Here is a 26,281-nt window from a genome sequence, read left to right as displayed (position 1 = left end):
GGGTGGTCTTACTTGATCGCGACGGGCTTGCCCGACGCGTCCTTGATGTCACCCCAGGCGGTGGCGATGGCGCCCTTCACCTTGTCGGGCATCGGCACGTAGTCCAGGTCGCCGGCGGTCTTGTCGCCGTTCTTGTAGGCCCAGTCGAAGAACTTGAGCGTGGTGGTGGCCTGGGCGGGCTTTTCCTGCGACTTGTGCATCAGGATGAAGGTCGCGCCGGTGATCGGCCACGAATCCTTGCCCTGCTGGTCGGTCAGCACCTGGTAGAAGCTCTTCGACCAGTCGGCGCCCGCGGCCGCCGCCTTGAAGGCGTCGTCGTCCGGCGAGACGAATTGGCCGGCCGCGTTCTGCATCTGCGCGTAGGTCATCTTGTTCTGCTTGACGTAGGCGTATTCGACGTAGCCGATCGAGTTCGGCAGCCGGTTCACGAAGGCGGCGACGCCTTCGTTGCCCTTGCCGCCGGCGCCCGTGGGCCAGTTCACGGCCGTGCCGTCGCCGACCTTGGCCTTCCAGTCCGGGTTGACCTTGCTCAGGTAGTTGGTGAACAGGAAGGTGGTGCCCGAACCATCGGCGCGGCGCACCGGGGCGATCGTGGCGTCCGGCAGGTTCAGCGAAGGGTTCAGCGCCTTGATGGCGGCATCGTTCCACTTGGTGATCTTGCCCAGGTAGATGTCGCCCAGGACCGGGCCGCTGAGCTTGAGTTCGCCCGGCTTGATGCCCTGGATGTTGACCACCGGGATCACGCCGCCGATGACGGTCGGGAACTGCATCAGGCCCTTGGCCTTGAGTTCTTCGTCGGACAGGGGCATGTCGGAAGCGCCGAAATCCACCGTCTTGGCATCGATCTGCTTGATGCCGGCGCCCGAGCCGACCGACTGGTAGTTGATTTTGGCGCCGGTGGCCTTGTTGAAATCGGCGGCCCACTTGGAATAGAGCGGCGCGGGGAAGCTGGCGCCGGCGCCGGTGGCTTCCTGGGCGAAGGCCGGGATTTGGGCGAAAGCGGCGGCGATCAGGCCGGCGGCTGCAAATTTGAACGTCGTTTTCATGGTGCTTCCTTTGAGCTGCAAGAGAACCCCCTTGGAGGGCTTGGCAGCGACTCTAGAAAGCTTGTGTGACAGCGTCGTGACACCCTCCCACAGAGGGAAAATCGCCTTTGGTGATGCCTATCCATGTGTCGCTGTCACATATTCGTCACACAGCCCGCCTAGCCTCGGAGGCCCGCCGGGCTACGATCAGGCCCCGACCTCTCCACCTCATCATGAAAAACGGAACCCGCCTCGCCGCGGTCGATCTCGGTTCGAACAGCTACCGGCTCGAGATCGGCCAGGTCGATCATGGCCAGATCCACCGCACCGAGTACCTCAAGGAGACCGTGCGCCAGGGCAACGGCCTCGACGACGCCCGCAACCTGACGCCCGAGGCGATGCAGCGCGGCTGGGACGCCCTGGCCCGGTTCGGCGAACGCCTGGCCGGCTTCGACCGCTCCCAGGTCCGCGCCGTCGCCACCCAGACCCTGCGCGAGGCGCGCAACCGCGACGAATTCCTGCTGCGCGCGCGCACCGTGCTCGGTTTCGGCATCGACGTCATCACGGGGCGCGAAGAAGCCCGGCTGATCTACCAGGGCGTCGCCCACACCCTGCCCCACACCGACGCCACCAACCGCGAACGCCGTCTGGTGATCGACATCGGAGGCCGCTCCACCGAGATGATCATCGGCCAGGCGCACGAAGCCGAAGTCATGGAGTCGTACCGGGTCGGCAGCGTGGCCTGGTCGATGAAGCACTTCGCGCAGGGCCTGTTCACCCCGGCAGCCTTCCAGGCCGCGGAAGTGGCGGCCAAGGCCGTGCTCGACGATGCGCTGGGCACCTATTTTCCCGACCGCTGGGACGTGGTGTATGGCGCCTCGGGCACCATCGGTGCCGTCGGCGACGTACTGGCCGCGGCCGGCTACGAGCCGGGCCTGGTCACCCGCGAAGGCCTCGACTGGCTGGTCGACCGGCTGCTGCGGGCCGGCAGTGCCGACCGGCTGCGCATCGATGCCATGCGCGAAGACCGAAAGCCGGTGATCGGCGGCGGCGTCAGCGTGCTGCGGGCCGTGTTCGACCTGCTCGAGATCGAGGAGATGCGGGTCGCCCAGGGGGCCTTGCGCCATGGCGTGCTGTACGAACTGCTGGAGCGCGACGACGTGGTCGCCGACCTCCGCACCGCCACCGTGGCCCGGCTCGCGGCCCGTTTCCCGGTCGACCGGGCCCAGGTCAAGCGGGTGGGCGAGACCGCGGCCTCCCTGTATGTGCAGCTGAACCCCGCGGCGCGCGGCGGCAGCACCACCAGCCGGGCCGGCCGGGCGCTGCGCAAGCTCGGCTGGGCCGCGCAACTGCACGAGATCGGGGCCCAGATCTCCCACAGCGAATACCACAAGCACGGCGCCTACATCCTGGACAACGCCGACGCACCCGGCTTCGCCGTCAACGAGATGCATGCTCTGAGCCAGCTGGTGCTCGGGCATCGCGGCAAGCTGCGCAAGCTCGAAAGCGCGCTCGACGACGAGGCCTTCGTCTCGCAGCTGATCGCCTTGCGGCTGGCCGTGATCCTGTGCCATGCGCGCCGCGACCCCGACCTGCAGGGGCTGACGCTGGAGCGTCCCGAGGGGCGGCGCTTCATCGTCGGCTGCCGTCCCGGCTGGTCGGCGCTGTTCCCGCAGTCCGCCCACCTGCTGCGCGAGGAAGTCCTGGCCTGGCAGAAGACGCCCTGGCGGGTCGAGCTCGCGGGCGCCTGAGGCGCACCCGCTACAGCAGTTCAGGCGCCTGGACGGTCACCACCACGGTCTGGACGTCGCCGTCGCGCTCGCGCGTGCGAATCCACCAGACCGCCCCTTTGCGCACCGGGCAGCTGTCCTGCTGAAGCCCCAGCAGCAGCGAGATCGCCTGCCCCAGCGAAGGCTGGTGGCCGACCAGCAGCACCACCGACTTGCCGTTCGGCCAGCCGGCGGCCGCCAGCAGCGCATCGGGGGTGGTGTCGGGCGCGAGCTCGGTGCGCATCTTGAACTTGCGCCCGAGCGCCAGCGCGGTCTGTTCGCAGCGGCGTGCCGGGCTGCAGATGATCCGGGTGCCCTCGGGCAGCTGGCGGTCGAGCCAGGCGGCCATGCGCTTGGCCTGCTTCTCGCCGCGCGCGGTCAGCGAGCGCTGCATGTCGTCGCAGCCTTCCACCCAGTCTTCGGCCTCGGCGTGGCGCCAGAAAATGAGGTCCATGATCAGTCCCTTGATGCTGCGCGGCTGCGTCCGCGCGATCCGTAGCGGTTCATGAGCGCGGTCTGGGCGCCATGGGCCTCGATGGCCCGCGAGGCGCCCTCCTCGCCCGCATGGGTGTCTTCGTAGACCCGATGGTAGGCCCCGTCGGCGCCCAGGTCCCACGCATCGCGGCCGTCGTGCAGGTAGGCCACCAGACACTCGTCGATGAGCCGCTGGCGCAGCCCCGGATCAGTCACCGGCCAGGCCAGCTCGATGCGCCGCATCATGTTGCGGTTCATCCAGTCGGCGCTCGACAAGTAGAGCGACTCGTCCTGGCCCTGGCGGAAATAGAACACCCGCGAATGCTCCAGGAATCGGCCGATCACCGAACGCACCCGGATGTTGTCGGTCAGGCCGGGCACCTGCGCGGGCAAGGTGCAGGCGCCGCGCACGATGAGGTCGATCTTGGTGCCTTGCTGCCCCGCGTTGATCAGCGCGGTGATCAGCGCCTCGTCGGTCAGTGCGTTCATCTTGGCGACGATGCGCGTGGCTTCGCCGGCCGCGGCCGCAGCGCCGAGCGCATCGATGCGGGCGATCAGGTTGCGATGCAGGTCGAACGGCGCCAGCCACATCCGGTGCAGCTTCGGCAGCCGGCTCTGGCTGGCCATGTGCACGAACACCGCCTCCATGTCGGCAGTCAGCAACGGGTCGGCCGTGAGATGGCTGATGTCGGTGTAGAGCGCGGCGGTGCGCGGGTTGTAGTTGCCGGTCGACAGATGGCCGTAGCGCTGCATTTTCTTGCCCTCGCGACGGGTCACGAGCAGCATCTTGGCGTGGGTCTTGAGTCCGACTACGCCGTAGACCACCTGGGCACCGATCGACTCGAGCATCTCGGCCCAGTTGATGTTGGCCTCCTCGTCGAAGCGCGCCTTGAGTTCGACCACCACGGTCACCTCCTTGCCGCGCCGAACGGCCTCGCGCAGCAGGTCCATCAGCTCGGAGTCGGTGCCGGTGCGGTAGATGGTCTGCTTGATCGCCAGCACCTGCGGGTCCTGCACCGACTCGCGCAGGAAGGCCAGCACGCCGCCGAAACTCTCGAAGGGCTGGTGGATCAGCACGTCGCCGCGCTGGAGACGGTCGAAGAAGGACTGGCCCGGCGACAGCGTGATCGGATAGGACGCCTGATAGGGCGGGAAGCGCAGCTGCGGCTCCTCGAGCAGGTCGATCAGCTGGGTCAGGCGTGCCAGGTTCACCGGCCCGTGGACCCGGTAGAGCGCCGGCGCCGGCAGGTTGAACTGCGCCAGCAGGAAGCTCGCCAGCGCCTCGGCGCAGCTGGACGAGACCTCCAACCGCACGGCCTGGCCGTAGTGGCGATGCTGCAGCCCCTGGCGCAGCGCGGTGCGCAGGTTGCGCACGTCCTCTTCGTCGACCGCGAGATCGGAATGCCGCGTGACGCGGAACTGCGAGAACTCGCCGACCTCGCGGCCCGGGAACATGCTCGACAGGTGGGCCCGCACCACGCTCGACAAAGCGATGAAGAGCGTCTTGCCGCCCGACAGCTTGGCCGGCAGCCGGATCACCCGCGGCAGCACGCGCGGCACCTTGAGGATGGCGATCGGGTTCTCGCGGCCGAAGGCGTCCTTGCCGCCGAGCCGGACGATGAAGTTGAGCGACTTGTTGGCGACCTGCGGGAACGGATGGGCCGGATCGAGCCCGACCGGGATCAGCAGCGGGCGCACCTCGCGCTCGAAGTACTCGTGCACCCATTTGCGCTGGGCCGGGTTGCGCTCGCCGTGCGAGATGATGTGGATGCCCTGCGCCGCGAAGGCCGGGATCAGGGCTTCGTTGTAGAGCCCGTACTGGCGCCCCACCAGCGAATGCGCCGCCGCGGCCAGCCGCTCGAAGCTCTCGACCGTGTAGTTGCCCTTCTGCTCGCCGGCGACGCCGGCCGCCAGATGAGGCGCGGCGCGGACCTCGAAGAATTCGTCGAGGTTCGAGGAAACGATGCACAGATAGCGCAGCCGCTCGATCAACGGCACTTCGGCGCGGTAGGCCCAGTCGAGCACGCGCTCGTTGAAGGCCAGGATGGCATGGTCCCGATCGAGCAGGGTCAGGGCGGGTTCGGCGATGGCGGGCGTGGTGTCGAGAGTGGCTGGCGACATGAAGAAGGATTCTGTAACAACCGCCGCAGAAATGCTAAGTGGTTGCAGCTCGCCAGTGTCGAGGCCGAACATGACAATTTTGTGACTGTCACATGACAAGTTCCCGCGGCGCCGGCGTTGCTCACCGGCCCTGGAAGTGACGCTTGTAGCGCGCCGGCAGATCGTCGATGCGCATCAGCATCGGCAGGTCGGCGGTGTTGAAATCCGGATCCCAGGCCGGCGGGCCCAGCACCTTGGCGCCAAGGCGCAGGTAGCCCTTGATGAGGGCCGGCGGCTCGACGTCGAGTGCGCCGTCCAGGCGCTGCACCGGCAGCGGCAGGCGCGGCTGCACCTGGTACTGGATCGGCGCCATGTGGGTGGCCGAGAGCTGGCGCCAGATGCTGGCCGCGGCATCGCCGCTGGTCACGCCGTGATGCCACATCGGGATGCTGGCGCAGCCGATCATCGTGTCCAGCTTGTTGCGGCTCATGAAGCCCGCCAGGGCGCCCCAAAGCGCCAGGATCACGCCGCCCTGGCGATGCTCGGCATGGACGCAGCTGCGGCCCAGCTCGACCATGCGCTCGCGCAGGTCGCGCAGCCGGGTCAGGTCGAACTCGATGTCGCTGTAGGTGCTGCCGACGCGGCGGGCCTGGGCCGGCGTCAGCACCCGGTAGGTGCCGATCACCTGGCCGCTGGCGTCGTCCCGCACCAGCAGGTGCTCGCAGAAGTCGTCGAACAGGTCGATGTCATGGCCGGCGACCGGCGTCGTCAGCCGCGCGCCCATTTCGCCGGCGAACACCGCGTAGCGCAACCGCTGGGCGGCACGGACCTCGTCCTGGTGGCGGGCCCAGCTCACGCTGATGCCGGCGGCGCTGTCGGCGGCCACGGGCCGGGCGCGGGGCACGGCAATTGCATCGGCAGGGCGTGCCGGTTCTGGCGCGGGCCACAGGGCGCCGCGCAGACCCAGCTGCGAAAACGGGAAGGTGGGCGTGGGCAGTTCTTTCATGGGGACCCTTTCTGCGAAGGCAGTCTCGGCATCCGCGGTGAAACAAGCATGTCCGTTCGAAGGCAATTCGATGACGGCCGGCGCTGCAGGCCGCTTCAGCGTTTAATTCCGCAAATTCGTTCCATGGAGAGCCGATGGCCACCGAATCAAGAATCGAAGTCGAGACCCGCCGCCACCAGATGTTTCCGGTCCTGAGCGCGCAGGACATCGGGCGCATCCGGCGCTTCGGCAGCGTGCGGCGCTATGCGCGCGGCGACTGCCTGTTCCGGGCCGGCGAGCCCGGGCCCGGGATGTTCGTCGTGCTCGAAGGCGTGGTGGCGATCACGCAGCGCGACGGCCTCGGCCGGGTGGTGCCGATCGAACACCAGGGCCCGGGGCATTTCCTGGCCGAGATCGCCCAGCTGTCGGGGCGTCCCGCCCTGGTCGATGGCCACGCCGAAGCAGACGTCGAGACCCTGCTGGTGCCCCCGGACCAGTTGCGGGCGCTGATCATCGCCGAGGCCGACCTGGGCGAGCGGCTGGTGCGCGCGATGATCCTGCGCCGGGTCGCGCTGATCGAGTCCGGCGCCAGCGGGCCGGTGCTGATCGGGCCGCCGCAGTCGGCCGGCGTGCTGCGGCTGCAGAACTTCCTGGGCCGCAACGGCTATCCGTACCACGTGGTCGATGTGACCCAGGACGCCGACGCGGCCGCGCTGCTCGAGCAATACGGAGAAGCCGAACTGCTGGCCGTCTGCCCCGACGGCAGCGTGATGCCCAACCCGACCGAGCACGCGCTGGCCCGCTGCCTCGGCATGGTCGACAGCATCGACCACGACGACCTGTTCGACGTGCTGGTGGTCGGCGCGGGACCGGCCGGGCTCGCCACCGCGGTCTACGCCGCCTCCGAAGGCCTGCGCGTGATCGTGGTCGACTGCCGCTCCTTCGGCGGCCAGGCCGGCGCCAGTGCCCGGATCGAAAACTACCTCGGCTTCCCGACCGGCATCTCGGGCGGCGCGCTGGCCGGGCGCGCCTATGTGCAGGCGCAGAAGTTCGGCGTCGAGATGCTGATCCCGGCCCAGGTCGAATCGCTCGATTGCAGCGCCGCCGAAACGCGCGGCGAAGTCTCGGTCCACCTGGCCGATGGCAGGCGGCTGAGGTCGAAGACCCTGGTGATCGCGAGCGGCGCGCGCTACCGTCGGCCCGAGGTACCGCGGCTGGCCGATTTCGAGGGCCGGGGGATCTGGTACTGGGCGTCGGCACTCGAAGCCAAGCTCTGCGCCAAGCAGGAGGTCGCGCTGGTCGGCGGCGGCAACTCGGCCGGCCAGGCGGCGGTGTTCCTGTCGCAGCATGCGGCCAAGGTCAACGTGCTGGTGCGCGGGCCTTCGCTGGCCGCCACCATGTCGCGCTACCTGATCGATCGCATCGAGGCCAGCGACAACATCGAGCTGCACCCGCACACCGAGCTGGTGGCGCTCCATGGCGAGCCGGCCAGCGGCCTGAACGGCGCCACCTGGCGCGACCGCCGCAACGGCCTGCAGGAAGACTGCCCGGCGCGCAACATCTTCCTATTCATCGGCGCCCTGCCCGAGACCGACTGGCTCCAGGGCTGCGGCGTGGCGCTCGACAAGCACGGCTTCGTGCTCACGGGCCAGGTGGCGCGCGGCGGCTTTCCGGCCAAGACCGCGGCGGCACTCGAATCGAGCGTTCCGGGCGTGTTCGCGGTCGGCGACGTGCGCTCGGGCTCGGTCAAGCGGGTCGGCGGCGCCATCGGCGAAGGCGCCGCTGTGGTCGCCCTGATCCATCAGCATCTGGCTGCCGCAGCCGCGACGGCGGCCTGACGCGGCCGACGACAAAGGAGTCCCCGCGATGTCCGTCTACCCCTGCTCCCACGTGCCGAACGTCATCGTGCCGCCGTCGTCGGCCGGCTGCGAGGAATGCCTTGCGCTCGGCGACGGCTGGGTCCACCTGCGGCTGTGCGTCCACTGCGGCCACGTAGGCTGCTGCGATTCGTCGAAGAACCAGCACGCGACGCGGCACTTCCACGCCACCGGGCATGCCGTCGTCGCGTCGCTGGAGCCGGACGAGGACTGGATGTGGTGCTATGCGCATGGGAGCCAGGTCGGGTAGGCGAACCCGGGGCGCGGCCGGCAAGAAATCCCGGCCGGGGCTATGCTGGCCGGCTTTTCATCCCGACGCAACAATGACCCAAGCCCCCATCGACGTCTATTCCTGGGCCACGCCCAACGGCCACAAGGTCCACATCATGCTGGAGGAGTGCGGCCTCCCCTACCGCGCGCACCCGATCCACATCGGCAAGGGCGACCAGTTCGACCCCGGTTTCCTGAAGATCAGCCCGAACAACAAGATTCCAGCCATCACCGATCCCCTCGGACCCGACGGCCAGCCGATCTCGCTCTTCGAGTCCGGTGCGATCCTGGTCTATCTGGCCGGCAAGACCGGCAAGTTTTTGCCGACGGGCGACCGCGAGCGCTACGAAGTGCTTCAGTGGCTGATGTTCCAGATGGGGGGTGTGGGCCCGATGCTTGGCCAGGCCCATCATTTCCGTCTCTATGCGCCCGAGAAGATCGGCTATGCGATCGAGCGCTACAGCAACGAGGCCAAGCGGCTCTACGGCGTGATCGACAAGCAGCTGTCGAGCCACCCGTTCATCGCCGGCGACAGCTATTCGATCGCCGACATCGCGATCTTCCCGTGGCTGCGCAGCTGGGAGAACCAGGGCATCGTGCTGGCCGACTACCCGCACCTGAAGAAGTGGTTCGAGGGCATCGCCGCCCGGCCCGCGGTGCAGCGCGGCGTCAAGGTGCTGGCCGACCTGCGGCAGCCGCTCACGGGCGACAAGGAACGCGAAATCCTGTTCGGCAGCACGCAGTATCAGCGTCATTGAGGCGCGCTGCCCGGCCTGGCCCCGATTCCCGGGTTAGAATCGAAGGCTAGTCGGGGTGTAGCGCAGCCTGGTAGCGCATCTGGTTTGGGACCAGAGGGTCGAAGGTTCGAATCCTTTCGCCCCGACCATCAAAAAGTGAACGCCTGCAAGGACTTAGGTTCTTGCAGGCGTTTTGCTTTTCGCAAGGCAGTCCCGTTCACGCGCGGCCTGCCGCAGCTTCCGCGTGCTCGGGCTCCGCCTTCATCTGCTCAGTGCGCCGGCTTGCCCCTGTGGATGTAGTCCTTGTCGGTCGCCAGCACCCAGAGCGCCAGGACGACGACAGCGACGCCCGTGACCACGGCGGTCATCTTGGGGTCGCGCACCGCGGCGAAGCCCAGCGCCCACGGAGAGATGACCATCCAGAGCCCCAGAGCGCCTTCGGTCCATTCTTCCCATGCGCGGGGAACGAAGGTGGCGCCCAGCGCCGTGGCGCCCAGCAAGATGCCCACGGCCACCGCGTTCATGGATGGCGTGGCCTGGTCCTGGAAGCCCACGACCCAGGGCGACAGAATCAACCAGACACCGAGCGCCGCGTTCAGCGGGTCCTGCCAGTGCTTGACGTGCTTCATGGTTCTAACCTCCTGTCGTCGCATGATTGCGGCGACCCTGGTTCGACTTCAACCACGGCTCGAAGGTTCAGTTCCTTGCCAAGACCACTTGGGCCTGGATCCGCCCGTCCACAGCGCCGCTGCCGAAGCGCGCTTCCAGGGCCTCTGCACAGGCGCTGGTGGCGCTCGCCAATCCATCCGCCGAGCGTGCTTCGATCTCGTTGCGCAGCGGTGTGCCCTGGCAGTAGGCAAGGGCCACCGCCTGGGCCGACGGGCCGCGGCTGCGCGCCGTCACGGTCTCGATCAACGGGGCCGTTTCGAATCCCGCGGCGGCCAGGTCCCGCGCGATCAGTTCGCGGTCGAAATAGCCGTGCGGCGTGCGCGCCATGAAACGGGGGGGATCGTCGGGATAGAGCGCAGCAAGCGCGGCGGTGATCACGTCCGCGAATTCGTTCTCCTCGATGCGGTCCCAGGCGTTGAACAGCAATGCGCCGCCAGGCCGAAGCACCCGCCGCGCCTCGCCGAAGGCGGCGGCCCTGTCGGGAAAGAACATGACGCCGAACTGGCAAACCACCAGGTCGAACGCCGCCGACACGAACGGCAGCTGCATGGCATCGGCCGGCTGCCACGTCACCGGCCGCGCAGTGCCGACGGCGGCCGCGCGCGCCAGCATCGGCGGGTTCAGGTCGGTGGCCACCAGCTCGACCTGCGCCGGGAGCGTTCTTGCCAACGCGCGCGTGACGACGCCCGTGCCGGCCGCCGTCTCGAGCACGCGGCCCGGCGCCAGCGCCGCCGCCCGGCGCGCAAGCTCGATCGCGTAGGGTTCGAAGATGAGGGGCACCAGGTGCTTGTCGTAGAGCTCCGGAATCGAGCCTGCGAACATCGCGTCGGAACCGGGTGTGTCCATGAAGGCCTCCTGCTTGTGGCGTTCGTGCCGCCCGCCAGTATCGCCGGCCACCTCGCCGTCGCCAACGACCGCGGCCACCGTAGAATCGCGGTCGCGCACCCGCTGCCCCCGGCATGCCCGGTCGCGGCTTTTTTTCAGTTTCTCTGCGCGGCGGTAGCTCAACCGGATAGAGCACCAGCCTTCTAAGCTGGGGGTTACGGGTTCGATTCCTGTCCGCCGCGCCATTGCACGTGATTCCCGCCCAGGAGACATCGATGCTGCAGCAGTCCCCCATGTACGCCTACATCCCCGCCCGCGACATGGCGCGGGCGCGCCGCTTCTACGAAGACAAGCTGGGCTTCACGCCCGCGGCCGAGACCGCCGGTGGCGTGCACTACGCATTCGCCGGCGGCACCGGATGCTTTCTCTATCCGACCCCCAACGCAGGCACCTCGCAGGCCAGCCAGGCGTTCTGGCAGGTGGCGGACATCGAGCGCGAAGTGGCCGACCTGAAGGCGCGCGGCGTGGTGTTCGAGACCTACGGCATGCCGGGCCAGGACGCCAGCGGCATCGTGACCGAGGGCGGCGCCAGGGCTGCGTGGTTCAAGGACAGCGAAGGCAACATCATGGCGGTGATCCAGAGCCTCTGACGGCAAGACCACTGGACAGTTTCCTGGTCTGTCCCGCAAGCATCTCAGAGGCGCAGCAGGAAGCCGCTGCGCAAGGCCAGCCACTCGACCTCGCCGACGGGCAGGGCCGGCACCGAGGGCGCCTCGGCGGCGAACAGCATCCGCTCTTCTTCCAGCAGCCAGCCTTGGCGCAGCACGCGCAGCCCGCAGCCGCCGAGGTCGATGCGCTCGCCCAAGGCGATCGGCATGTCTTGCGCCGACAGGACCCAGCGCACCGGCCCGGGCGCCGACGACAGCAGCAAGGCCCGATGCCGCTCGTCGCCGCCGTCGACGTCGATCAGCGCCCACTCGTTGCGGGCGCCGCCGACCAGATAGCCATTGACCAGCACGCCGGCACGGCGCACGGTCACCCGCAGCACGCGCGGCGACAGGGACATGACCAGGCCGTCGTCCAGTTCGCAGCGGCCGTGGCCCTCGCCCTCCGGATCGATGCGGGCGATCTCGGCGTAGGCGGCCTCGTCCGGGTTCACGGCGCGCAGCCCGTCCGCCGCCAAGGCACGGCGCGGCATGACCAGCGGGATCTGCGGCAACCCGCGGGCGTGCGCCACGCAAGCCTCGGCACGCCCGAAGGCCGCCAATTGCTGCAGCACACGGCGCTGCACGTTCATGAGCCGCAGCCCGCGGGCCGGATCGAGGGCCTCGGCCGGACGCAACCAGAAATGCTCCACCGTTTCGCGGCCGTCGGGGCGGGCCTGCTGCCCCTCCGGCGCGAGCGCGACGAAGAAGCGGGTGTCGAAGCGCCGCGGCATGCCCGGCGGCGTGAGCCAGTGGGCGAAGTAGGCCAGCCGATCGACGGCAAGTCGCCAGCCGCGCTCGGCGCACAGCCCGCGCAGCGAGGCTGCGCCCTCTTCCGTGGTGGCCCGCAGCGCCGCGACTTCGGCATCGGAGAGCGCTTCGAGGGCGACCGGGCGGCCCTCGGCCTCGCTGGCGAACAGCAGGCCGGCCTCTTCGAAACACTCGCGGATCGCGGCCACGTAGAAATCGAGGCCCCCCGCCGGCAACGCCAGGCGGTGGCTCGCCGCGGCATCGTCGAGCGCGTCGCAGCAGGCATGGAGCAGGCGGTCCTGGGGGTCGACACCGCCACCGGGGAAGACGCTGGCGCCACTGTTCTGGTCGCCCTCCTTCTCGGCGCGGCGCAGCATCAGCACCTCGAGGCCGGCGGCGCCATCGCGCAAGACGATCAGCGTGGCCGCGAAACGGATCGGGCGCGTGGGCGCCAACAGGGGGGAGTGAGAAGCTGGTTTCATTCGAGGTCGGCTGCCGTTTTACCAGCTTCGCGCCTCGTCTGTAGGGGGGAGGAAGCAAGCCGCCGATTGCGCCACACTCCCGCGCGTCGACGGAGGTTTTACTTGGTCAAGAAGATTCAGCTCAATGACGAACAATGGCGCACGCTGCAAGCCCTGCACGAGGCCCATACGCGTCGCTCGCCGACCGAGGCAATCAGCGTGTCGGAGCGCCTGCTGTCGAACGGCCTGGTCGGCTGCGACCGGCAAGGCGGCAAGTTCCTGACCGAACAGGGTCGCGAACGCCTGAACCAGGGGCGCTGAGACCGCGATCGCCGGGTCACCGGTTCATTCCGCCAGCCGCAGGCCCTGGCGGTCGATGCTGTCGACTATCTCGCGCAGCGAATTGCGGCCCAGCCGCGAGAGCGCGAACAGCTTGCGGGCTGGCAGCCGGACCAGGTCGCGGACCGTGTTGAGTTCGTTGACGCGCAGCAGGTTGGTGGTTCGGTCGCACAGCCGAAGGACGGCGATGTCGGCGTCGAGAATCGGGTCCGGCGTGGCGGCGCGGGCGGGGTGGCGTGGATCCATGGCGAAGCCTCCTGAAAACGATGACTGGAACTTGCACAGTTCATGCCAAGCCAGGGACCCCCGCCTTTCAGGGATTTTCACTGGAGAATCAACCGTTTCGACTGAATAGAGAACATTCTGATTGTTCTTTTTTCAGACGGTTGACTATTTTTTATACAGGGTTTTCCAGGACCCTTCTCCTCAACCCAGGCGCTCGCCGACGAAGTCGAGGAAGCACGTGATCCGAGCCGACAGCTGCGTGTTCCGGTAGTAGACCGCGTTGATCGGCTGGCGCACCTCGACGGTGTCGCGCGCCAGCAGTTGCACCAGGTCGCCCCGGGCGCAATCGGCCGCGGTCATGAAGTCGGCCAGGCAGACGATGCCCGCCCCGGCGAGCGCGAGTTGGCGCAGGGTCTCGCCGCTCGATGCCGTGAGCGCCGGCGCGATCGGCCATTCGTCGCCATGCGGCCCGCGCAGCGGCCAGCGGTTGAGCGACTCGGGCTGCGTGAACCCGAGCAGCGTGTGGCGGGAGAGGCCCGCCACGTTCTTCGGTCGGCCGTGCTCGGCGAGGTAGGCCGGACTCGCCAGCACCCGCAGCCGGCTGGTGGCGAGCGGGCGCGCATGCAGCGTCGAGTCGCGCAGCGCGCCGATGCGGATGGCGATGTCGGTGCGACGCTCCAGCAGGTCGATGTTGAGTTCGTCGCTGTCGAGTTCGAGCTCGATCTGCGGATAGGCCATCCGGAACGCCGGCACCAGCGGCACGATGGCATGCAGCATGAACGGCGACGCCGCATTGACCCGCAGCCGCCCGGCGGGCTGCTGGCGCCGCGCCGCCATCTGCTCCTCGGCCTCGTCGATCGCGATCAGGATCGCGCGCGCCCGCGTCAGGAAGGCCCGCCCCTCCTCGGTGAGTTCGAGCCGGCGCGTGGTCCGGCGCAGCAGCGTGGTGGCCAGCTTGCGCTCGAGCCGGCCGAGCGCACGGCTGATGCCCGAGACCGTCTGGCCGAGTTGGTCGGCAGCCGCGGTGATGGAGCCGCCATCGACCACCGCGACAAAGGCCTGCAATTCCTCGACAGTGGTCTTCACCGTTGTCCTATTGTTGATTTCAAGTCAAATATATTGTGCTTCCAACCCCCTTATTCTGCAAAGGTCAAGCCGCCACACTCGCACCCTGATTCCAAGGAGTGCATTCATGCCCATTGCTTTGCTGGCGCTGACGATCAGCGCCTTCGCCATCGGGACGACCGAATTCGTGATCGTCGGCCTGATCCCCACCATCGCGGCCGACCTTCAGATCGGCCTGCCCTCCGCCGGGCTGCTGGTCAGCCTCTACGCGCTGGGTGTCGCCATTGGCGCGCCGGTGCTTACCGCGCTGACCGGCAAGCTGCCGCGCAAGGCCCTGCTGCTCGGCCTGATGGCGTTCTTCACGCTCGGCAACCTGCTGGCCTGGAAGGCGCCGGGCTATGAGACGCTGATCGCCGCGCGCATCCTGACCGGGCTCGCCCACGGCGTGTTCTTCTCGATCGGCTCGACCATCGCCACCGGCCTGGTGCCGAAGGAAAAGGCCGCCAGCGCGATCGCCATCATGTTCACCGGCCTGACGGTGGCACTGGTCACCGGCGTGCCGCTGGGCACCTTCGTCGGCCAGCACTTCGGCTGGCGCGAGACCTTTCTCGCCGTCGCGGCGCTCGGCGTGATCGCCTTCATCGGCAGTGCGCTGTTCGTGCCCAACGACATCCGCCACCGCCAGCCCGCCTCGCTGGGGCAGCAATTCCGGGTGCTGGCCGAGCCGCGCCTGCTGCTGGTCTATGCCAAGACCGCGATCGGCTACGGGGGCTCGTTCATTCCCTTCACCTTCCTGGCACCGATCCTCACCGAGGTGTCGGGTTTCAGTCCCGGCGCCGTCGGCGGCGTGATGCTGGTTTACGGGCTGTCGGTGGCAGCCGGCAACCTCTGGGGCGGCAAGCTGGCAGACCGGCTGGGGCCGGTGCCGGCGCTCAAGATCATCTTCGCCCTGCTGGCGGCGGTGCTGCTGACGCTGAGCTTCACGGCGCCGCACAAGTGGCTCGCCCTCGCCACCGTGCTGATGTGGGGTGCCGTGGCCTTCGGCAACGTGCCCGGCCTGCAGGTCTACGTGGTGCAGCAGGCCGAGCGCCACGCGCCAGAGGCGGTCGACGTCGCCTCGGGCCTCAACATCGCGGCCTTCAACCTCGGCATCGCCGGCGCGGCCTGGGCCGGCGGCCTGGTGGTCGCGCACCTGGGACTGGTCCACACGGGCTGGATCGGCGCATTGGTGGTGCTGGTCGCGCTGGCGCTCACGGCCTGGAGCGGCCGGCTCGACCTCGCCCGCCCGGCCACTCCCTCCACTCCCTCCCTCGACCTCCGTCAACCAAGGACCTCCTCATGATCCCCACCCTTCCCCCCTTCGGCCTCGGCACCTTCCGCCTCCAGGGCCAGTCCGCCATCGATTCGGTCGCGACCGGCCTGGAACTCGGCTACCGCGCCATCGACACGGCCCAGATCTACGGCAACGAGGCCGAGGTAGGGCAAGCCATCGCCGCCAGCGGCGTGGCCCGCGACGCGCTGTTCCTGACCACCAAGATCTGGACCGACAACTACGCGGCCGACAAGCTGGTCCCGAGCCTGAAGGACAGCCTCGCCAAGCTGCGCACCGACCACGCGGACCTGGTGCTGATCCATTGGCCGTCGCCCGGAGGCGCCGTGCCGGTGGCCGAGTTCATGGGCGCACTGGCCGACGCCAAGGCGCGGGGCCTCGCGAAGCAGATCGGCGTCTCGAACTTCAACATCGAACTGATGCGGCAAGCCATCGCGGCGGTCGGCGCCGGCGAGATCGCGACCCACCAGATCGAATTGCATCCCTACCTGCAGAACCGCAAGTCGGTGGCTTTCGCCCTCGGGCAAGGCATCCCGATCACGTCCTACATGACGCTGGGCTACGGTGCGGTGCTCAAGGACCCGGTTATCGGCGAGATCGCGGCGGCGCGGCAGGCGACCCCGGCCCAGGTCACGCTGGCCTGGGCCATGCAACTGGGCTACGCGGTGATCCCGTCGTCGACCCGGCGCGCCAACCTGGAAAGCAACCTGCTGGCGCGCGAACTGCGCCTCAGCGAATCCGAGATGGCACAGATCGCCGCGCTGGACTGCAACGGCCGGCTCACCAGTCCCGAAGGCCTGGCGCCGGCCTGGGACTGAATCACAGGGCCTGGACTTCGAGCGCGTTGTCGACGGCGCTCACGCCCTGCACGCCGCCGGCCAGTTCGCCCGCCCGCGCCTTGGCGGCCGCGCTGGGGGCGTGGCCCGCCAGATGCACGACGCCAGCGCGGGTCTCGACCTCGATCCGGCCCGCGTCCAGCGCCGGATCCTTGGCCAGGACCCGGGACACCGATGCGGTGATGGCGGCGTCGTCAACGGTGCTCACGGCTGCGTTGCCGGCGTTCTTGATCGCGCTTCCGACCGCCGCGGCGTCCTGCCTGACCTCGGGCGAGGTGATGAAGGCGCGGGTCTTGTCGCGCGCCAGCTCCGCCATTTCGGCCGCCTTGTTGCCCGCGGCGGCCGCCGCCTTCTCCGCCTGGCCGACGGCGTCGGCGCGCTTGCCTGTCGAATCTCCGGCCCGCTCCGTGCACGCGATCAGCCCAAGAATGCAACTCGCCGCTGCCAGGCGGCTGATCCACCTCTTGCTCATTGAAGACTCTCCTATTCACGGTTGGCGCGAGAGCCGACTCAAGGGCTTCTCGCGTCCGCGAATTCTGTTCGGCGACCCCGCCAAAGCGGCGACGGAAGGCTCCTCAATTCGCTGTAGGCTGAATACGAATTTATTAATCTCGCATGATGAAATCAATTGACAGAATGTTGCCTGCGCTTACATGCATTTTCCAGCGGATAGCAGGCAGTTGTCGCAAAAATCGTCACTGGCCAATACGTTTGTAACAGCGCCCAAGCAGTTAATACACATAACGAAAAGAATTGAAAGAAGACTTGCTGCGTAGGACCCTTCCCACGTACAAACCGGTATTCGTCTTAATTTCGAGGTCTTTTTGTTGAAAACATTAGATAAAAGTTCTCTTCTGCTTCTTATTGCAGCAGGGACATTGGCAGGTTGTGGGGGTGGGGGTAGCAGCGGTGGACTGGGTGTCGCCGCGCCGGGCAGCATCGACAAGATCGAGTCCGCATCCACCGTGGATGGAACCGGCACGCTGATCGCCGACGCGAACGCGTCAGAGGCCGCGCCGACCGCCAAAAAGGACGGTGCCGTACTTGCCGCGGTCACGGCGGTGGTCACCTACCCTGCGCCGGCCGGCCAGGTGGCGACGCACGTCGCCAACGAGGGTGAAGTCTTCACGATGCCGAAAACCACGCTGGTCCGCTTCGGCAAGGACTCGTCCTGGGTCACGACCTACGCACCCGCGAACATGGCCGTCTATTGTGGCGCACAAATCTTCGGCAATCCCGGCGTCGCTGCGCCGCGCGTCTGCGAAGCGTTGACGGCTGCTGGAACGCCGGCCCCGGCTCCGGCCCCGGCCCCGGCTCCGGCCCCGGCTCCGGCTCCGGCTCCGGCTCCGGCTCCGGCTCCCGCACCGGCTCCGGCCCCGGCCCCGGCAGGTCAAGTCGCGACATTCGTCGCGAACGAGGGCCAAGTCTTCACGATGCCGACCACCACGCTCGTGCGCTTCGGCAAGGGGACGTCCTGGACCACCACCTATGCGCCCGCGAACATGGCCGTCTATTGCGGCGCACAGATTTTCGGCGATCCTGGCGTTGCCGCGCCGCGTACCTGTGAAGCATTGACGGCGGGAACACCGGCGCCTTCACCCGCTCCGGCGCCTGCACCGGCACCGGCTCCGGCTCCCGCCCCGGCTGCCCCGGCCCCGGCTCCCGCCCCGGCCCCGGCTCCCGCCCCCATCTCGGGCGACGTCGTGGATTCGTCGAAGAACGTCATCGCCGCCTCTTATCGGTCCATGGCGGCTCAGCTGAGCAAGGACGCCGGCATCGCCTACCGCTATGGCTCCGGGGATACGGCGGTCGGCAACAGCGGCATTCCGACGCTCTACGCGCGCGATCCGGCCAATCCGCTCAACGTCCCGGGTCGCGGCTCGTTGCCCGGCACCTGGCAGGTCGGTGGGCCTTTGACGTCCGACGCGGGCCTTTATTCCACCAGTTCGGCCAACTTGACGTACGTTGCCGACAACCCTGCGCTTCGCATGGGCGTCACCGACCTGCAGGTGACCGGCTACCAGTACAACACTTTCGCCCAGACCCCCCAATTGAGTTGGACGATGGGTGGCACTGTCGGCGGCAAGATCGACAGCATCAACGCCGTGACCTACAAGCAGGCCGGCATCGTCAGCGGCGACCCGGTGGCGATCGGACGCTGCGAAGGCCAGACCGGCTTTTGCAACCAGTCGCTGGTGGCCTACCAGAACGGCGTGATCGGCACTGCCGGCAACAACACCGCCAACAACAAGACGACGACCAAGCTGCCTGCCAACAAGGTGCCGACCAGCATCGCCATCACCAACGACAACGAGTTCGCGCTGGTGACGGTGTGGGACACGACCGCGCTCAAGGGCCAGGTCGCGGTGGTTGCGCTGGCCGGCCTGTGCAATGGCTGCGATCCGTACTCGAGTTCGGGCATCTACAAGTGGTGGGAGGAGTGGGGCGCCGCCTACCCAGGCCTGTTCAACCGGGGCGACATCGCCTTCATGAAGATCCTGGGCTACGTCGACCTGCCAGGGATGAACGCGCCGACCGAGATCGCCGTCACGACCGGCCTGAACCAATGGGCCACGCTGGACCAGAGCACCGCCCTCGGGATCGGCTGGAACACGCCGCTGACCAGCCAGACCAACCGCCAACGCTTCCTGAGCGGCGGCAGCTACTACAACAGCTACGCCAAGGGCGGCATGGCGGTGGTGATTTCCAAGTCGGAGCAGAAGGTGGCCTTCATCGACCTGAAGCCGTTGTTCACCTACGTCAACAGCGTCTACTTCGGCGGCGACCAGGCGACCTTCAATTCACGGATGGCAAGCCTGGGGCAGGCGGACAACCAGTGGCCCTACACCTTCACGCAGCAGCCTTCGCAGGTTCCGACGGTGGTGAAGACGATCTCGCTGCCCCAGCGGCCCACCGCGGTGAAGACCACCGTGTTCGATAGCCCGAGCCGGGCCTGGGTCGCGACGCAGGACGGCACGCTGCACATCTACAGCCTGGACGGCTACGCCAACGGCGGCTCGGCGCCGGCACCGGCGGCGAACGCCCTGACGGAGGTGGGCACGGTGACGGGCATCGGCCGCAATCCGACCTCGATCGCCAACTCCAAGGGCGAGCCGAGCGGCAACAAGCAGACCCAGGTGCTGGTGAATTCGCGCACCGACCGCAAGGTCTCGTGGGTGCGCTTCGCGACCAACGGCAACAGCGGCAGCATCGTGCGAACGCTGCAGGACACACGCCTGGCCGACCCGATCGCGATCGAGGACGCCGACAACTTCGCCACCATGGGCTACGTCGTGAGCGTGGCCGACTATGCCGGCAAGGCGCTGCGCAACTACCGCTACGGCCCGATCATCTTCACCGACGGCAAGGCCTGCCCGAACGCCAGCAGCTGCCCCGTGACACCCACGGGCAGCGTGGCGATCGAGTACGGCGGCGCGATGGCCTTCGAGGGCAAGCCCTTCCAAGTGAAGACCAGCAACGTGCCCTGATCGGCACAGCCTGGCCCATCGGCCAACGCCACGAACGGCCCGCTTCAAGCGGGCCGTTTTTTTCTAGCGCATCGGGAAGCGCCTCAGCATGGTGCGGCCGAGCGAGGTGATCTCGTTGACCATTGCCGGCGGCTGCGCATAGCCGTCCAGCGTGCGCATCGGCTTGGGAATCGCCGCCTTGACGTGCCCGGCCATGCTGAGCACGCGCAAGGCGTCGATGTCAGCGCCGCCAGCGACGGCGACGGGCAGCTCTTCGGCTGCCAAACGATGAAGTAGGTACATGGCCACGGCCACAGTATGCCGCGTGCGTCCCGGCCGGCTGCTTAAACTCGCCCGACCCACTTCAAGCACAGCGCCATGCAGATCCAGGAAGCCGTCACCAGCCGCCAGTCCATCCGGGCCTTCCTGCCGACCCCGGTCGAAAGCGACACCATCCGCCGGGTGCTGACCCTGGCCGCGCGCGCGGCCTCGGGCGGCAACCTCCAGCCCTGGCACATCGACGTCCTGACGGGCGACGCGCTGGCGGCGCTGCGGGCCACCATGCGCGAGCGGCTGGCCCAGGGCGGCGAACCCGAGCCGACCGACTACGACATCTACCCCGCTGCGCTGCGTGCGCCCTGGCGCGACCGGCGCTTCCAGGTCGGCGAGGCGATGTACGCGCGCCTGGGCATTCCGCGCGAGGACAAGGCGGCGCGCCGCCGCTGGTTCTCGCGCAACTTCGATTTCTTCGGCGCCCCGATGGCGCTGTTCTGCTCAGTCGATCGCAGCATGGGCCCGCCGCAGTGGTCGGACCTGGGCATGTACCTGCAGACCGTGATGCTCCTGCTGCGCGGCGAGGGCCTCGACAGCTGCGCCCAGGAATGCTGGGCGATCTACCCGGCCACCGTCGCCGCCGCGATCGAACTGCCGCCCGAGCGCATGCTGTTCTGCGGCATGGCGATCGGCCACCGCGATCCGGCCCATGCCGTCAACGCCCTGGTGAGCGACCGCGCGCCGGTGGATGAATGGCTTCGCTTCAGGGACGCCTGAGCGTTCAGCCCGCCGGCTGAACGTCGCTGAAACGCGGCGTCCGCCGCTCGACATTGGCGCGCACCGCCTCCGTCTGGTTGGGACTGCCGATCAACGCCTTCTGCTCGAGCGACTCGGCCAGCAGCAGTTCGGCCGCGCCGGCCGCCATCGCCGCATTGAGCAGCCGCTTGCCGGCGCGGATCGCGTCGGGGCTTTTCTGCGCGATCCCGTGCGCCATCGCCAGCGCCTCGGCCAGCGGATCGGCCGCCAGGCGGGTCGCGAAACCGAGCGCCAGCGCTTCCTCGCCGGAAAAGATGCGCCCGGTGAACGTCAGCTCGCGCACCACGTCGTCGCGCGCCAGTTCGCGCATCAGGACGATGCCGCCCATGTCGGGCACCAGCCCCCACTTGATCTCCATCACCGACATCTTCGTGTCCGGCGCGACCAGCCGCACGTCGGCGCCGAGCGCCACCTGGAAACCGCCGCCGAAGGCCACGCCATGCACCGCGGCGATGACCGGCACCGGCACCTGGCGCCAGACCATCGCCACCTGCTGCGCCGCATTGGCGATGCCGTGGGTGCGCACCATGATGTCGGTGCTGGCGGCGCCTTCGCCGATCACGGAGGAAGCGGCGCCCTCCCCCATGCGTTCGAAGGACTTCATGTCGAGGCCGGCGCAGAAGGCCTTGCCGCGACCGGTCAACACCACCGCACGCACGTCCGGCGCGTCGCGCAGGCGCTCGCCGGCCTCGATCAAGGCGTCGAACATCGCCGGATCGAGCGCATTCATCTTGTCGGCGCGCGTCATGTGGAGTTCGACCACGCCGTCGGCGTGGCGGATGGATTCGATGCGATCGTTCACGGTGTCTCCTGGTGTTCGGTGGGAGCGAGTATCGATGCTCGGCGATGATGGCGATGTCGCCCAGTCAACAAAGAGAAAGCTCCCGCCTTGCCGCTTGCCCGCCGCCAGTTCCTCCGATCCGCAGCCACCGTCGCGGTGGTCGCCCTGATGGGCGAGACGCGCGCGCGGCCCGCCGGTGCCGACCGCCTCGGCTTCAGCGCGGTGCCGGCCACCTTGCGCGACGCGGTCACGGTGCCGCCCGGCTACGAGGCGCAGGTGCTCTATCCCTGGGGCAGTCCGACCGGCATCGCCGGCGCGATGCCGGCCTTTGCGCCGGACGCCTCGAACAGCGCCGCCGACCAGGCGGTGCAGGCCGGCATGCATCACGACGGCATGCATTTCCTGCCGCTCGACGGCAGCGCCGATCGCGGCCTGCTGGTGATGAACCACGAGTACACCGACGAGCAACTGCTGCATCCCGACGGCGCCAGGCCCATGACCGCCGTCAAGGCGCAGAAATCATTGCATGCGATGGGCGTGTCGGTGATCGAGATCGCGCTGACGCCGGCCGGCTGGCGCCAGGTGCTGCCCTCGCGCTTCGCCAGGCGCATCCATGGCCAGACGCCGATCCGCATCGCGGGCCCGGCGAGCGGCAGCCCGCTGATGCGCACCGCCGGCGACCCGGCCGGCGAGCGGGTCGCCGGGACCTTCGCCAATTGCGCGATGGGTGTCACGCCCTGGGGTACCTACCTCACTTGCGAAGAGAATTTCCATGTCTATTTCGGTGCCCCGAAGATGTCGCCGACGCCCGCACAGCGCCGCTACGGACTGGGCGCCGACGCCTGGGTCGACTACTGGCGCGTCGACGAGCGCTTCGACATCGCAAAGCACCCGAACGAATCAAACCGCTTCGGCTGGGTGGTCGAGATCGACCCCTTCGATCCCGCGTCCATGCCGGTCAAGCGCACGGCGCTCGGCCGCAAGCACCAGGAAAGCGCAACCTGCACGCTGACCCGGGACGGCCGGCTCGCGATCTACATGGGGGACGACTCGAACTTCGAATACGTCTACAAGTTCGTCAGCCGGGACAAGGTCCGGCCCGGCAATGACGCGGCGGCGCGCGCAGCCAACCGCGACCTGCTCGACGAGGGTACGCTGCACGTGGCGCGCTTCGACGCCGACGGCCGCGGGCAATGGCTCGCGCTGCGGCACGGCCACGGCGGGATCGACGCCGCCAGCGGTTTCGCCAGCCAGGCCGAGGTGCTGATCCATGCGCGGCAGGCGGCCGACATCGTGGGCGCGACCCGGATGGACCGGCCCGAATGGATCGCGGTCGATCCGGCGAGCGGCGCGGTCCATGTCGCGCTGACCCACAACAGCCTGCGCGGACAGCCGGGCATGCCGCCGGTCGACGCCGCCAACCCGCGGGCCGGCAACATCTTCGGCGGCATCCTGCGCTGGCGTGAAGACGCGGGCGACGCAGCCAGCAACGGCTTCGCCTGGGACCACTTCGTGCTGGCCGGCGACCCCGCGGTGCCGGGGTCCGGCGCGCGCTATCCGAACGCCGAAGCCGATGCCTTCGGCTGCCCCGACGGCCTGCATTTCGACAGCGCCGGCCTGCTCTGGATCCAGACCGACATGAGCGGCAGTGCCATCGGCAAGGGACCGATGGCCGCCCTGGGCAACAACCAGATGCTCTGCGCCGATCCGACCAGCGGCCGAATCAAGCGTTTCCTGGTCGGCCCGGGCGGCTGCGAGATCACCGGCTGCGCGCTGACCCCGGACTGCCGCAGCCTGTTCGTCAACATCCAGCATCCGGGCGAAACACGCGCCGACGGCAGCGGCTCGCCGAACAGCGCCTGGCCCGATGGCACGCTGCCCGGCAGCGCGCGGCCGCGTTCGGCCACCGTCGTCGTGCGACGGCGCGATGGCGGTATCGTCGGCACCTGACAACGACAAAAGGAGAGGAACGACACCATGGCCATTCGCATTGTTCGCCTTGGCAGCGACCGCGCACCGGGCGAGGGGCTGCGCATCGGCACCGTGCGCCGGCCGCCGCGCGGCGTCCCCAAAACCGAATTCGCGTCGCAGAACTGGTATGACGTCTGGTATCCCAACCTGGCGCCGTCGGTCGAGACGATGAAGCAGGCCCAGGCCGCCCAGGCTTCGGGCGTGCCCGCCCAATGGGCCGCCTTCGGGCGCAAGTACAAGAGCGAGATGGCCGAGGCGGACGCCAGCCGCAGCCTGGACCTGCTGGCGGCGCTGTCGCACCAGACGGCGTTGTCGATCGGCTGCTACTGCGAGGACGAGGCGCGTTGCCATCGGTCCTTCCTGCGGGCGTTGCTGTTGGAACGCGGGGCGGATGTGGCGGATTGAAGGCGTGAAGAAATCGAAAGAAATCGCGAAGACGCCCCTCCCAAAGGCACCGGCTTGGCGCACCGACCTCGTGATCACCGCGGCCCTGGCCGCCATCTTCCTGGCGTGCGTCGTCGTTTTTCGGATGCCCGACGACGGCCGGATGCGCGTCTCGAATCCCCAGTCCATCCGCGACCTGAGCACGCACATCGGGCGGGTGGAAGGGCTGGCCGAGGACGCCGGCACGCTGGAGATCGTGCTGGACCAGCCGACGCCGACCTACGATGCCAGCGCCCTGACCGACCTGGCAAAGAGCGCGCTCGTGATTTCGCGCGGCTTGCAGATGTACTTTTCCGAAGGAAAGGGCACGACCATCCGATTCGTCGCCAGGATGCCGGCGACGGGCATCGAACGGTTCGTGACCAGCGAACGCGTGCTCGCCGTGGAGTTCTGGCGCAGCGACCTCATGGGCCTCGACTATGACGGCGAGTTCGAGTTCCAGGACCTGCTCAACATCTCGAAGGGCGTGGTCTACAACCAGGCCACGGACAAGCGCTACGTGGAGGCCTTCTGCGCCGACCCGATCGCCACCACGGCGGCCGCGTTCTGCACGCGCGAACGCCGCTAGCCGGGGTTCGCGACCAGGGCCGGGCGCCGGGCCGTCCAGGCCGCCAGCCAATCGACGACCTGCTCCGCCGGCATCGGGCGGGCGATGAAATAGCCCTGGGCCAGGTGGCAGCCCACCTCCTGGAGCAGCCGCCAGTCGTCCTCCGTCTCGACGCCCTCGGCCACAGACTGCATCCCGAGGCGCCTGGCCATCTCGATGCTCCCTTCCAGGATCGGGCGAATGACCGCGTTGGTGCGCGCACCGCGCACGAAGCCGCGGTCGACCTTCAGTTCGGTGAACGGGATGTCGCGCAACTGCGCCAGCGACGAGTGCCCGGTGCCGAAGTCATCGATCGACAGCCCGAAGCGCTGCACGCGCAGCCGCACCAGATTCTCGAGCGGCGTCGTCGACGAGGCGCCCAACCGGCTCTCGGTGACCTCCAGGATAAGGTCCCCGGGCTGCATGCCCATCTCGTTGACGATCGCGATCACCCGGTTGGCGAAGTCGGGCGCGCCCAGGCTGGCCATCGACACGTTCACCGCCACCCGCGTGCCGAGGCCGGCGATGCGCCAGCGGGCGATCTGCGCCAGGGCCTCGCGCAGGGCCCACTCGGTCATGGGGTCGATCAGTCCGCTGGCCTCTGCCAGGTCGATGAAGCGGTCCGGCATCACCAGTCCCTGCGCGGGGTGCTGCCAGCGAATCAACGCCTCCAGGCTGGCCAGCGATCCATTGCCCAGGTCCACCTTGGGCTGGTAGTGCAGCACCCACTGGCCCAGCCTGTGTGCCGTTCGCAGGTCGTCCTCGGTGACGGGGGGCTGCACCCTCGCCGCCGGGCGCGAAGCGGTTCGGGATTTCCAGTCGTCAAGCAGCCCTCGCAGTCCCTCGCGGCTGGCCGGCTTCTCAAGCGCCCCGAGCAGGACCAGCCGACTCCGGCCCAGCAGGCGCTGCACGGTCTGCAGCACGCGGGTCCCCTCGCCGCTCAACAGGATCACGCCGCCGCCGAAGCCCTGCTGGTCGAGGATCCGGAGCAACTCGATGCCGTCCATGCCGGGCATGTTCAAGTCGCAGATGAGCACATCGACGGCGCCAGGATCGGAACGCATCAGGTCCAGGGCGGCCTCGGCGCTGATCGCGGTGCCGACGCGCCGATACCTCATGCCAGCCAGCAGGCGGGCCAGGGTGGCGAGCATCAGGGGATGGTCGTCGACCAGCAGGATGCCCGGCTGCCCGGCATCGACCTCGCCGCCCTCGAGTCGGCAAGGCGGGGAATCGCCCGGATCACCTGAATTCGTCATGACTGCCGAGGCTACTGCAAGGTCCCCAAAAGCAAAAAGGCCCCGTACAAGGATGTACGAGGCCTGAGGCCGCTGCCAGGACGACAGCGGAGGAGACATGCGGGGCGGTCAGTTCGATTCGTCGACCACCTTCGACGTCCGGACGCCGTGAACAACCAGGGCACCGGCCGCGCCGAGAACGAACAGGAGAGTCAACATACAGGCATTCCAGGGGTCAAGAGGCCTCGATTTTGGGGTAAACCCTAG

General features: G+C 68.4%; 26 protein-coding genes and 2 tRNA genes. 15 read left to right on the top strand and 13 right to left on the bottom strand.

From position 1 onward, the window contains the following. Nucleotides 1–8 precede the first annotated feature (8 nt). A complete protein-coding gene (gene pstS, locus QZH52_RS13780) occupies nt 9–1,046 on the bottom strand; it encodes a phosphate ABC transporter substrate-binding protein PstS (protein WP_301809786.1) in 1,038 nt (345 codons plus the stop codon). 212 nt (nt 1,047–1,258) lie between these two features. Here pstS and QZH52_RS13775 point away from each other — a divergent pair, with 212 nt between their 5' ends. Next, complete coding sequence (locus QZH52_RS13775) at nt 1,259–2,776, top strand: Ppx/GppA phosphatase family protein (RefSeq protein WP_301809782.1); 1,518 nt, start codon at nt 1,259–1,261, stop codon at nt 2,774–2,776. A gap of 10 nt (nt 2,777–2,786) precedes the next feature. Here QZH52_RS13775 and QZH52_RS13770 read toward each other — a convergent pair whose 3' ends face one another. From QZH52_RS13770 to QZH52_RS13760, 3 genes are all read right to left on the bottom strand, one after another. Further along, a complete protein-coding gene (locus QZH52_RS13770; protein ID WP_301809779.1) occupies nt 2,787–3,248 on the bottom strand; it encodes a SixA phosphatase family protein in 462 nt (153 codons plus the stop codon). A 2-nt stretch (nt 3,249–3,250) separates the two neighbouring features. Next, nucleotides 3,251–5,389 carry a polyphosphate kinase 1 gene (ppk1, locus tag QZH52_RS13765; protein ID WP_301809775.1) on the bottom strand — a complete coding sequence of 713 codons (2,139 nt, stop codon included), beginning with the start codon at nt 5,387–5,389 and terminating at the stop codon, nt 3,251–3,253. 121 nt (nt 5,390–5,510) lie between these two features. Continuing rightward, nucleotides 5,511–6,374, bottom strand: coding sequence for a GNAT family N-acetyltransferase (locus QZH52_RS13760; RefSeq protein ID WP_301809772.1), 864 nt, complete (start codon nt 6,372–6,374; stop codon nt 5,511–5,513). Between the two features lie 134 nt (nt 6,375–6,508). On the opposite strand from QZH52_RS13760, the gene QZH52_RS13755 reads away from it, so the two are divergent. The 4 genes from QZH52_RS13755 (at nt 6,509) to QZH52_RS13740 (ending at nt 9,386) form a co-directional block, all read left to right on the top strand. After that, nucleotides 6,509–8,191, top strand: coding sequence for an FAD-dependent oxidoreductase (locus tag QZH52_RS13755; protein WP_301809769.1), 1,683 nt, complete (start codon nt 6,509–6,511; stop codon nt 8,189–8,191). Nucleotides 8,192–8,219: 28 nt separating this feature from the next. Beyond that, nucleotides 8,220–8,480, top strand: a complete 261-nt coding sequence (locus QZH52_RS13750; protein ID WP_301809766.1) for a UBP-type zinc finger domain-containing protein — start codon at nt 8,220–8,222, stop codon at nt 8,478–8,480. A 73-nt stretch (nt 8,481–8,553) separates the two neighbouring features. After that, nucleotides 8,554–9,258 (top strand): glutathione binding-like protein, encoded by a 705-nt coding sequence (locus tag QZH52_RS13745; RefSeq protein ID WP_286532121.1) that lies wholly within the window; start codon nt 8,554–8,556, stop codon nt 9,256–9,258. Nucleotides 9,259–9,309: 51 nt separating this feature from the next. Further along, nucleotides 9,310–9,386: transfer RNA gene (locus tag QZH52_RS13740), tRNA-Pro, on the top strand. 120 nt (nt 9,387–9,506) lie between these two features. Here the strand turns inward: QZH52_RS13740 and QZH52_RS13735 are convergent. Both QZH52_RS13735 and QZH52_RS13730 read right to left on the bottom strand, forming a co-directional pair. Next, entirely contained in the window at nt 9,507–9,866 is a 360-nt protein-coding gene (locus QZH52_RS13735; RefSeq protein WP_286523985.1) for an SPW repeat protein, read from the bottom strand. A 67-nt stretch (nt 9,867–9,933) separates the two neighbouring features. Further along, nucleotides 9,934–10,914 (bottom strand): class I SAM-dependent methyltransferase, encoded by a 981-nt coding sequence (locus QZH52_RS13730; protein WP_301809758.1) that lies wholly within the window; start codon nt 10,912–10,914, stop codon nt 9,934–9,936. Here QZH52_RS13730 and QZH52_RS13725 point away from each other — a divergent pair. Next, nucleotides 10,900–10,976: transfer RNA gene (locus QZH52_RS13725), tRNA-Arg, on the top strand. The two genes, QZH52_RS13730 and QZH52_RS13725, sit on opposite strands and share 15 nt — an antisense overlap. Nucleotides 10,977–11,006: 30 nt before the next feature. After that, nucleotides 11,007–11,381, top strand: a complete 375-nt coding sequence (locus QZH52_RS13720; protein WP_301809756.1) for a VOC family protein — start codon at nt 11,007–11,009, stop codon at nt 11,379–11,381. Nucleotides 11,382–11,425: 44 nt separating this feature from the next. Here the strand turns inward: QZH52_RS13720 and QZH52_RS13715 are convergent, their stop codons facing one another. Continuing rightward, complete coding sequence (locus QZH52_RS13715) at nt 11,426–12,667, bottom strand: NUDIX hydrolase (RefSeq protein WP_301809754.1); 1,242 nt, start codon at nt 12,665–12,667, stop codon at nt 11,426–11,428. Nucleotides 12,668–12,769: 102 nt separating this feature from the next. Between QZH52_RS13715 and QZH52_RS13710 the strand changes: the two genes are divergently transcribed. After that, entirely contained in the window at nt 12,770–12,967 is a 198-nt protein-coding gene (locus tag QZH52_RS13710; RefSeq protein ID WP_286523989.1) for a hypothetical protein, read from the top strand. 24 nt (nt 12,968–12,991) lie between these two features. Here the strand turns inward: QZH52_RS13710 and QZH52_RS13705 are convergent, their stop codons facing one another. Further along, the gene (locus QZH52_RS13705) at nt 12,992–13,231 is read right to left on the bottom strand and encodes a DNA-directed RNA polymerase subunit alpha C-terminal domain-containing protein (protein WP_301809752.1); all 240 of its coding nucleotides are present in this window, start codon (nt 13,229–13,231) and stop codon (nt 12,992–12,994) included. A gap of 180 nt (nt 13,232–13,411) precedes the next feature. Further along, nucleotides 13,412–14,296: a LysR substrate-binding domain-containing protein gene (locus QZH52_RS13700; protein WP_301809749.1), complete on the bottom strand. Its 885-nt coding sequence runs from the start codon at nt 14,294–14,296 to the stop codon at nt 13,412–13,414. Between the two features lie 106 nt (nt 14,297–14,402). On the opposite strand from QZH52_RS13700, the gene QZH52_RS13695 reads away from it, so the two are divergent. After that, on the top strand, nt 14,403–15,617 hold the full coding sequence (locus tag QZH52_RS13695; protein WP_301809747.1) for an MFS transporter: 1,215 nt from the start codon (nt 14,403–14,405) through the stop codon (nt 15,615–15,617). Continuing rightward, on the top strand, nt 15,614–16,423 hold the full coding sequence (gene dkgB / locus QZH52_RS13690; protein WP_436411580.1) for a 2,5-didehydrogluconate reductase DkgB: 810 nt from the start codon (nt 15,614–15,616) through the stop codon (nt 16,421–16,423). Before QZH52_RS13695 ends, dkgB begins: the two co-directional genes overlap by 4 nt. 1 nt (nt 16,424) lies before the next feature. Here the strand turns inward: dkgB and QZH52_RS13685 are convergent, their stop codons facing one another. After that, entirely contained in the window at nt 16,425–16,913 is a 489-nt protein-coding gene (locus tag QZH52_RS13685; RefSeq protein ID WP_301809743.1) for a BON domain-containing protein, read from the bottom strand. A 493-nt stretch (nt 16,914–17,406) separates the two neighbouring features. Here QZH52_RS13685 and QZH52_RS13680 point away from each other — a divergent pair, with 493 nt between their 5' ends. Beyond that, a complete protein-coding gene (locus tag QZH52_RS13680) occupies nt 17,407–19,929 on the top strand; it encodes a hypothetical protein (RefSeq protein WP_301809742.1) in 2,523 nt (840 codons plus the stop codon). A gap of 63 nt (nt 19,930–19,992) precedes the next feature. Here the strand turns inward: QZH52_RS13680 and QZH52_RS13675 are convergent, their stop codons facing one another. After that, nucleotides 19,993–20,211: a hypothetical protein gene (locus tag QZH52_RS13675; protein ID WP_286533089.1), complete on the bottom strand. Its 219-nt coding sequence runs from the start codon at nt 20,209–20,211 to the stop codon at nt 19,993–19,995. 75 nt (nt 20,212–20,286) lie between these two features. Between QZH52_RS13675 and QZH52_RS13670 the strand changes: the two genes are divergently transcribed. Continuing rightward, nucleotides 20,287–20,958, top strand: a complete 672-nt coding sequence (locus tag QZH52_RS13670) for a nitroreductase (protein ID WP_301809737.1) — start codon at nt 20,287–20,289, stop codon at nt 20,956–20,958. Nucleotides 20,959–20,962: 4 nt separating this feature from the next. Here QZH52_RS13670 and QZH52_RS13665 read toward each other — a convergent pair whose 3' ends face one another. Beyond that, the gene (locus QZH52_RS13665) at nt 20,963–21,799 is read right to left on the bottom strand and encodes a crotonase/enoyl-CoA hydratase family protein (protein WP_301809734.1); all 837 of its coding nucleotides are present in this window, start codon (nt 21,797–21,799) and stop codon (nt 20,963–20,965) included. Between the two features lie 87 nt (nt 21,800–21,886). Here QZH52_RS13665 and QZH52_RS13660 point away from each other — a divergent pair, with 87 nt between their 5' ends. From QZH52_RS13660 to QZH52_RS13650, 3 genes are read left to right on the top strand one after another with little or no spacing between them, the layout of a single operon-like run. Continuing rightward, nucleotides 21,887–23,728, top strand: coding sequence for a PhoX family protein (locus QZH52_RS13660; protein WP_301809729.1), 1,842 nt, complete (start codon nt 21,887–21,889; stop codon nt 23,726–23,728). Nucleotides 23,729–23,755: 27 nt separating this feature from the next. Next, the gene (locus tag QZH52_RS13655; protein WP_286533083.1) at nt 23,756–24,154 is read left to right on the top strand and encodes a DUF488 domain-containing protein; all 399 of its coding nucleotides are present in this window, start codon (nt 23,756–23,758) and stop codon (nt 24,152–24,154) included. A gap of 4 nt (nt 24,155–24,158) precedes the next feature. After that, a complete protein-coding gene (locus QZH52_RS13650) occupies nt 24,159–24,761 on the top strand; it encodes a hypothetical protein (protein ID WP_301809724.1) in 603 nt (200 codons plus the stop codon). On the opposite strand, the gene QZH52_RS13645 is transcribed toward QZH52_RS13650, so the two are convergent. Further along, the gene (locus QZH52_RS13645) at nt 24,758–26,035 is read right to left on the bottom strand and encodes an EAL domain-containing response regulator (protein WP_301809722.1); all 1,278 of its coding nucleotides are present in this window, start codon (nt 26,033–26,035) and stop codon (nt 24,758–24,760) included. The two genes, QZH52_RS13650 and QZH52_RS13645, sit on opposite strands and share 4 nt — an antisense overlap. Nucleotides 26,036–26,281 lie beyond the last annotated feature (246 nt).

Origin of the sequence: Variovorax ginsengisoli, from assembly GCF_030486595.1 — a bacterium.
Lineage (GTDB): Bacteria > Pseudomonadota > Gammaproteobacteria > Burkholderiales > Burkholderiaceae_C > Variovorax > Variovorax ginsengisoli_B.
Note: the sequence above shows the minus strand (reverse complement) of the source record. Positions and strands in the feature narration are given on the sequence as shown.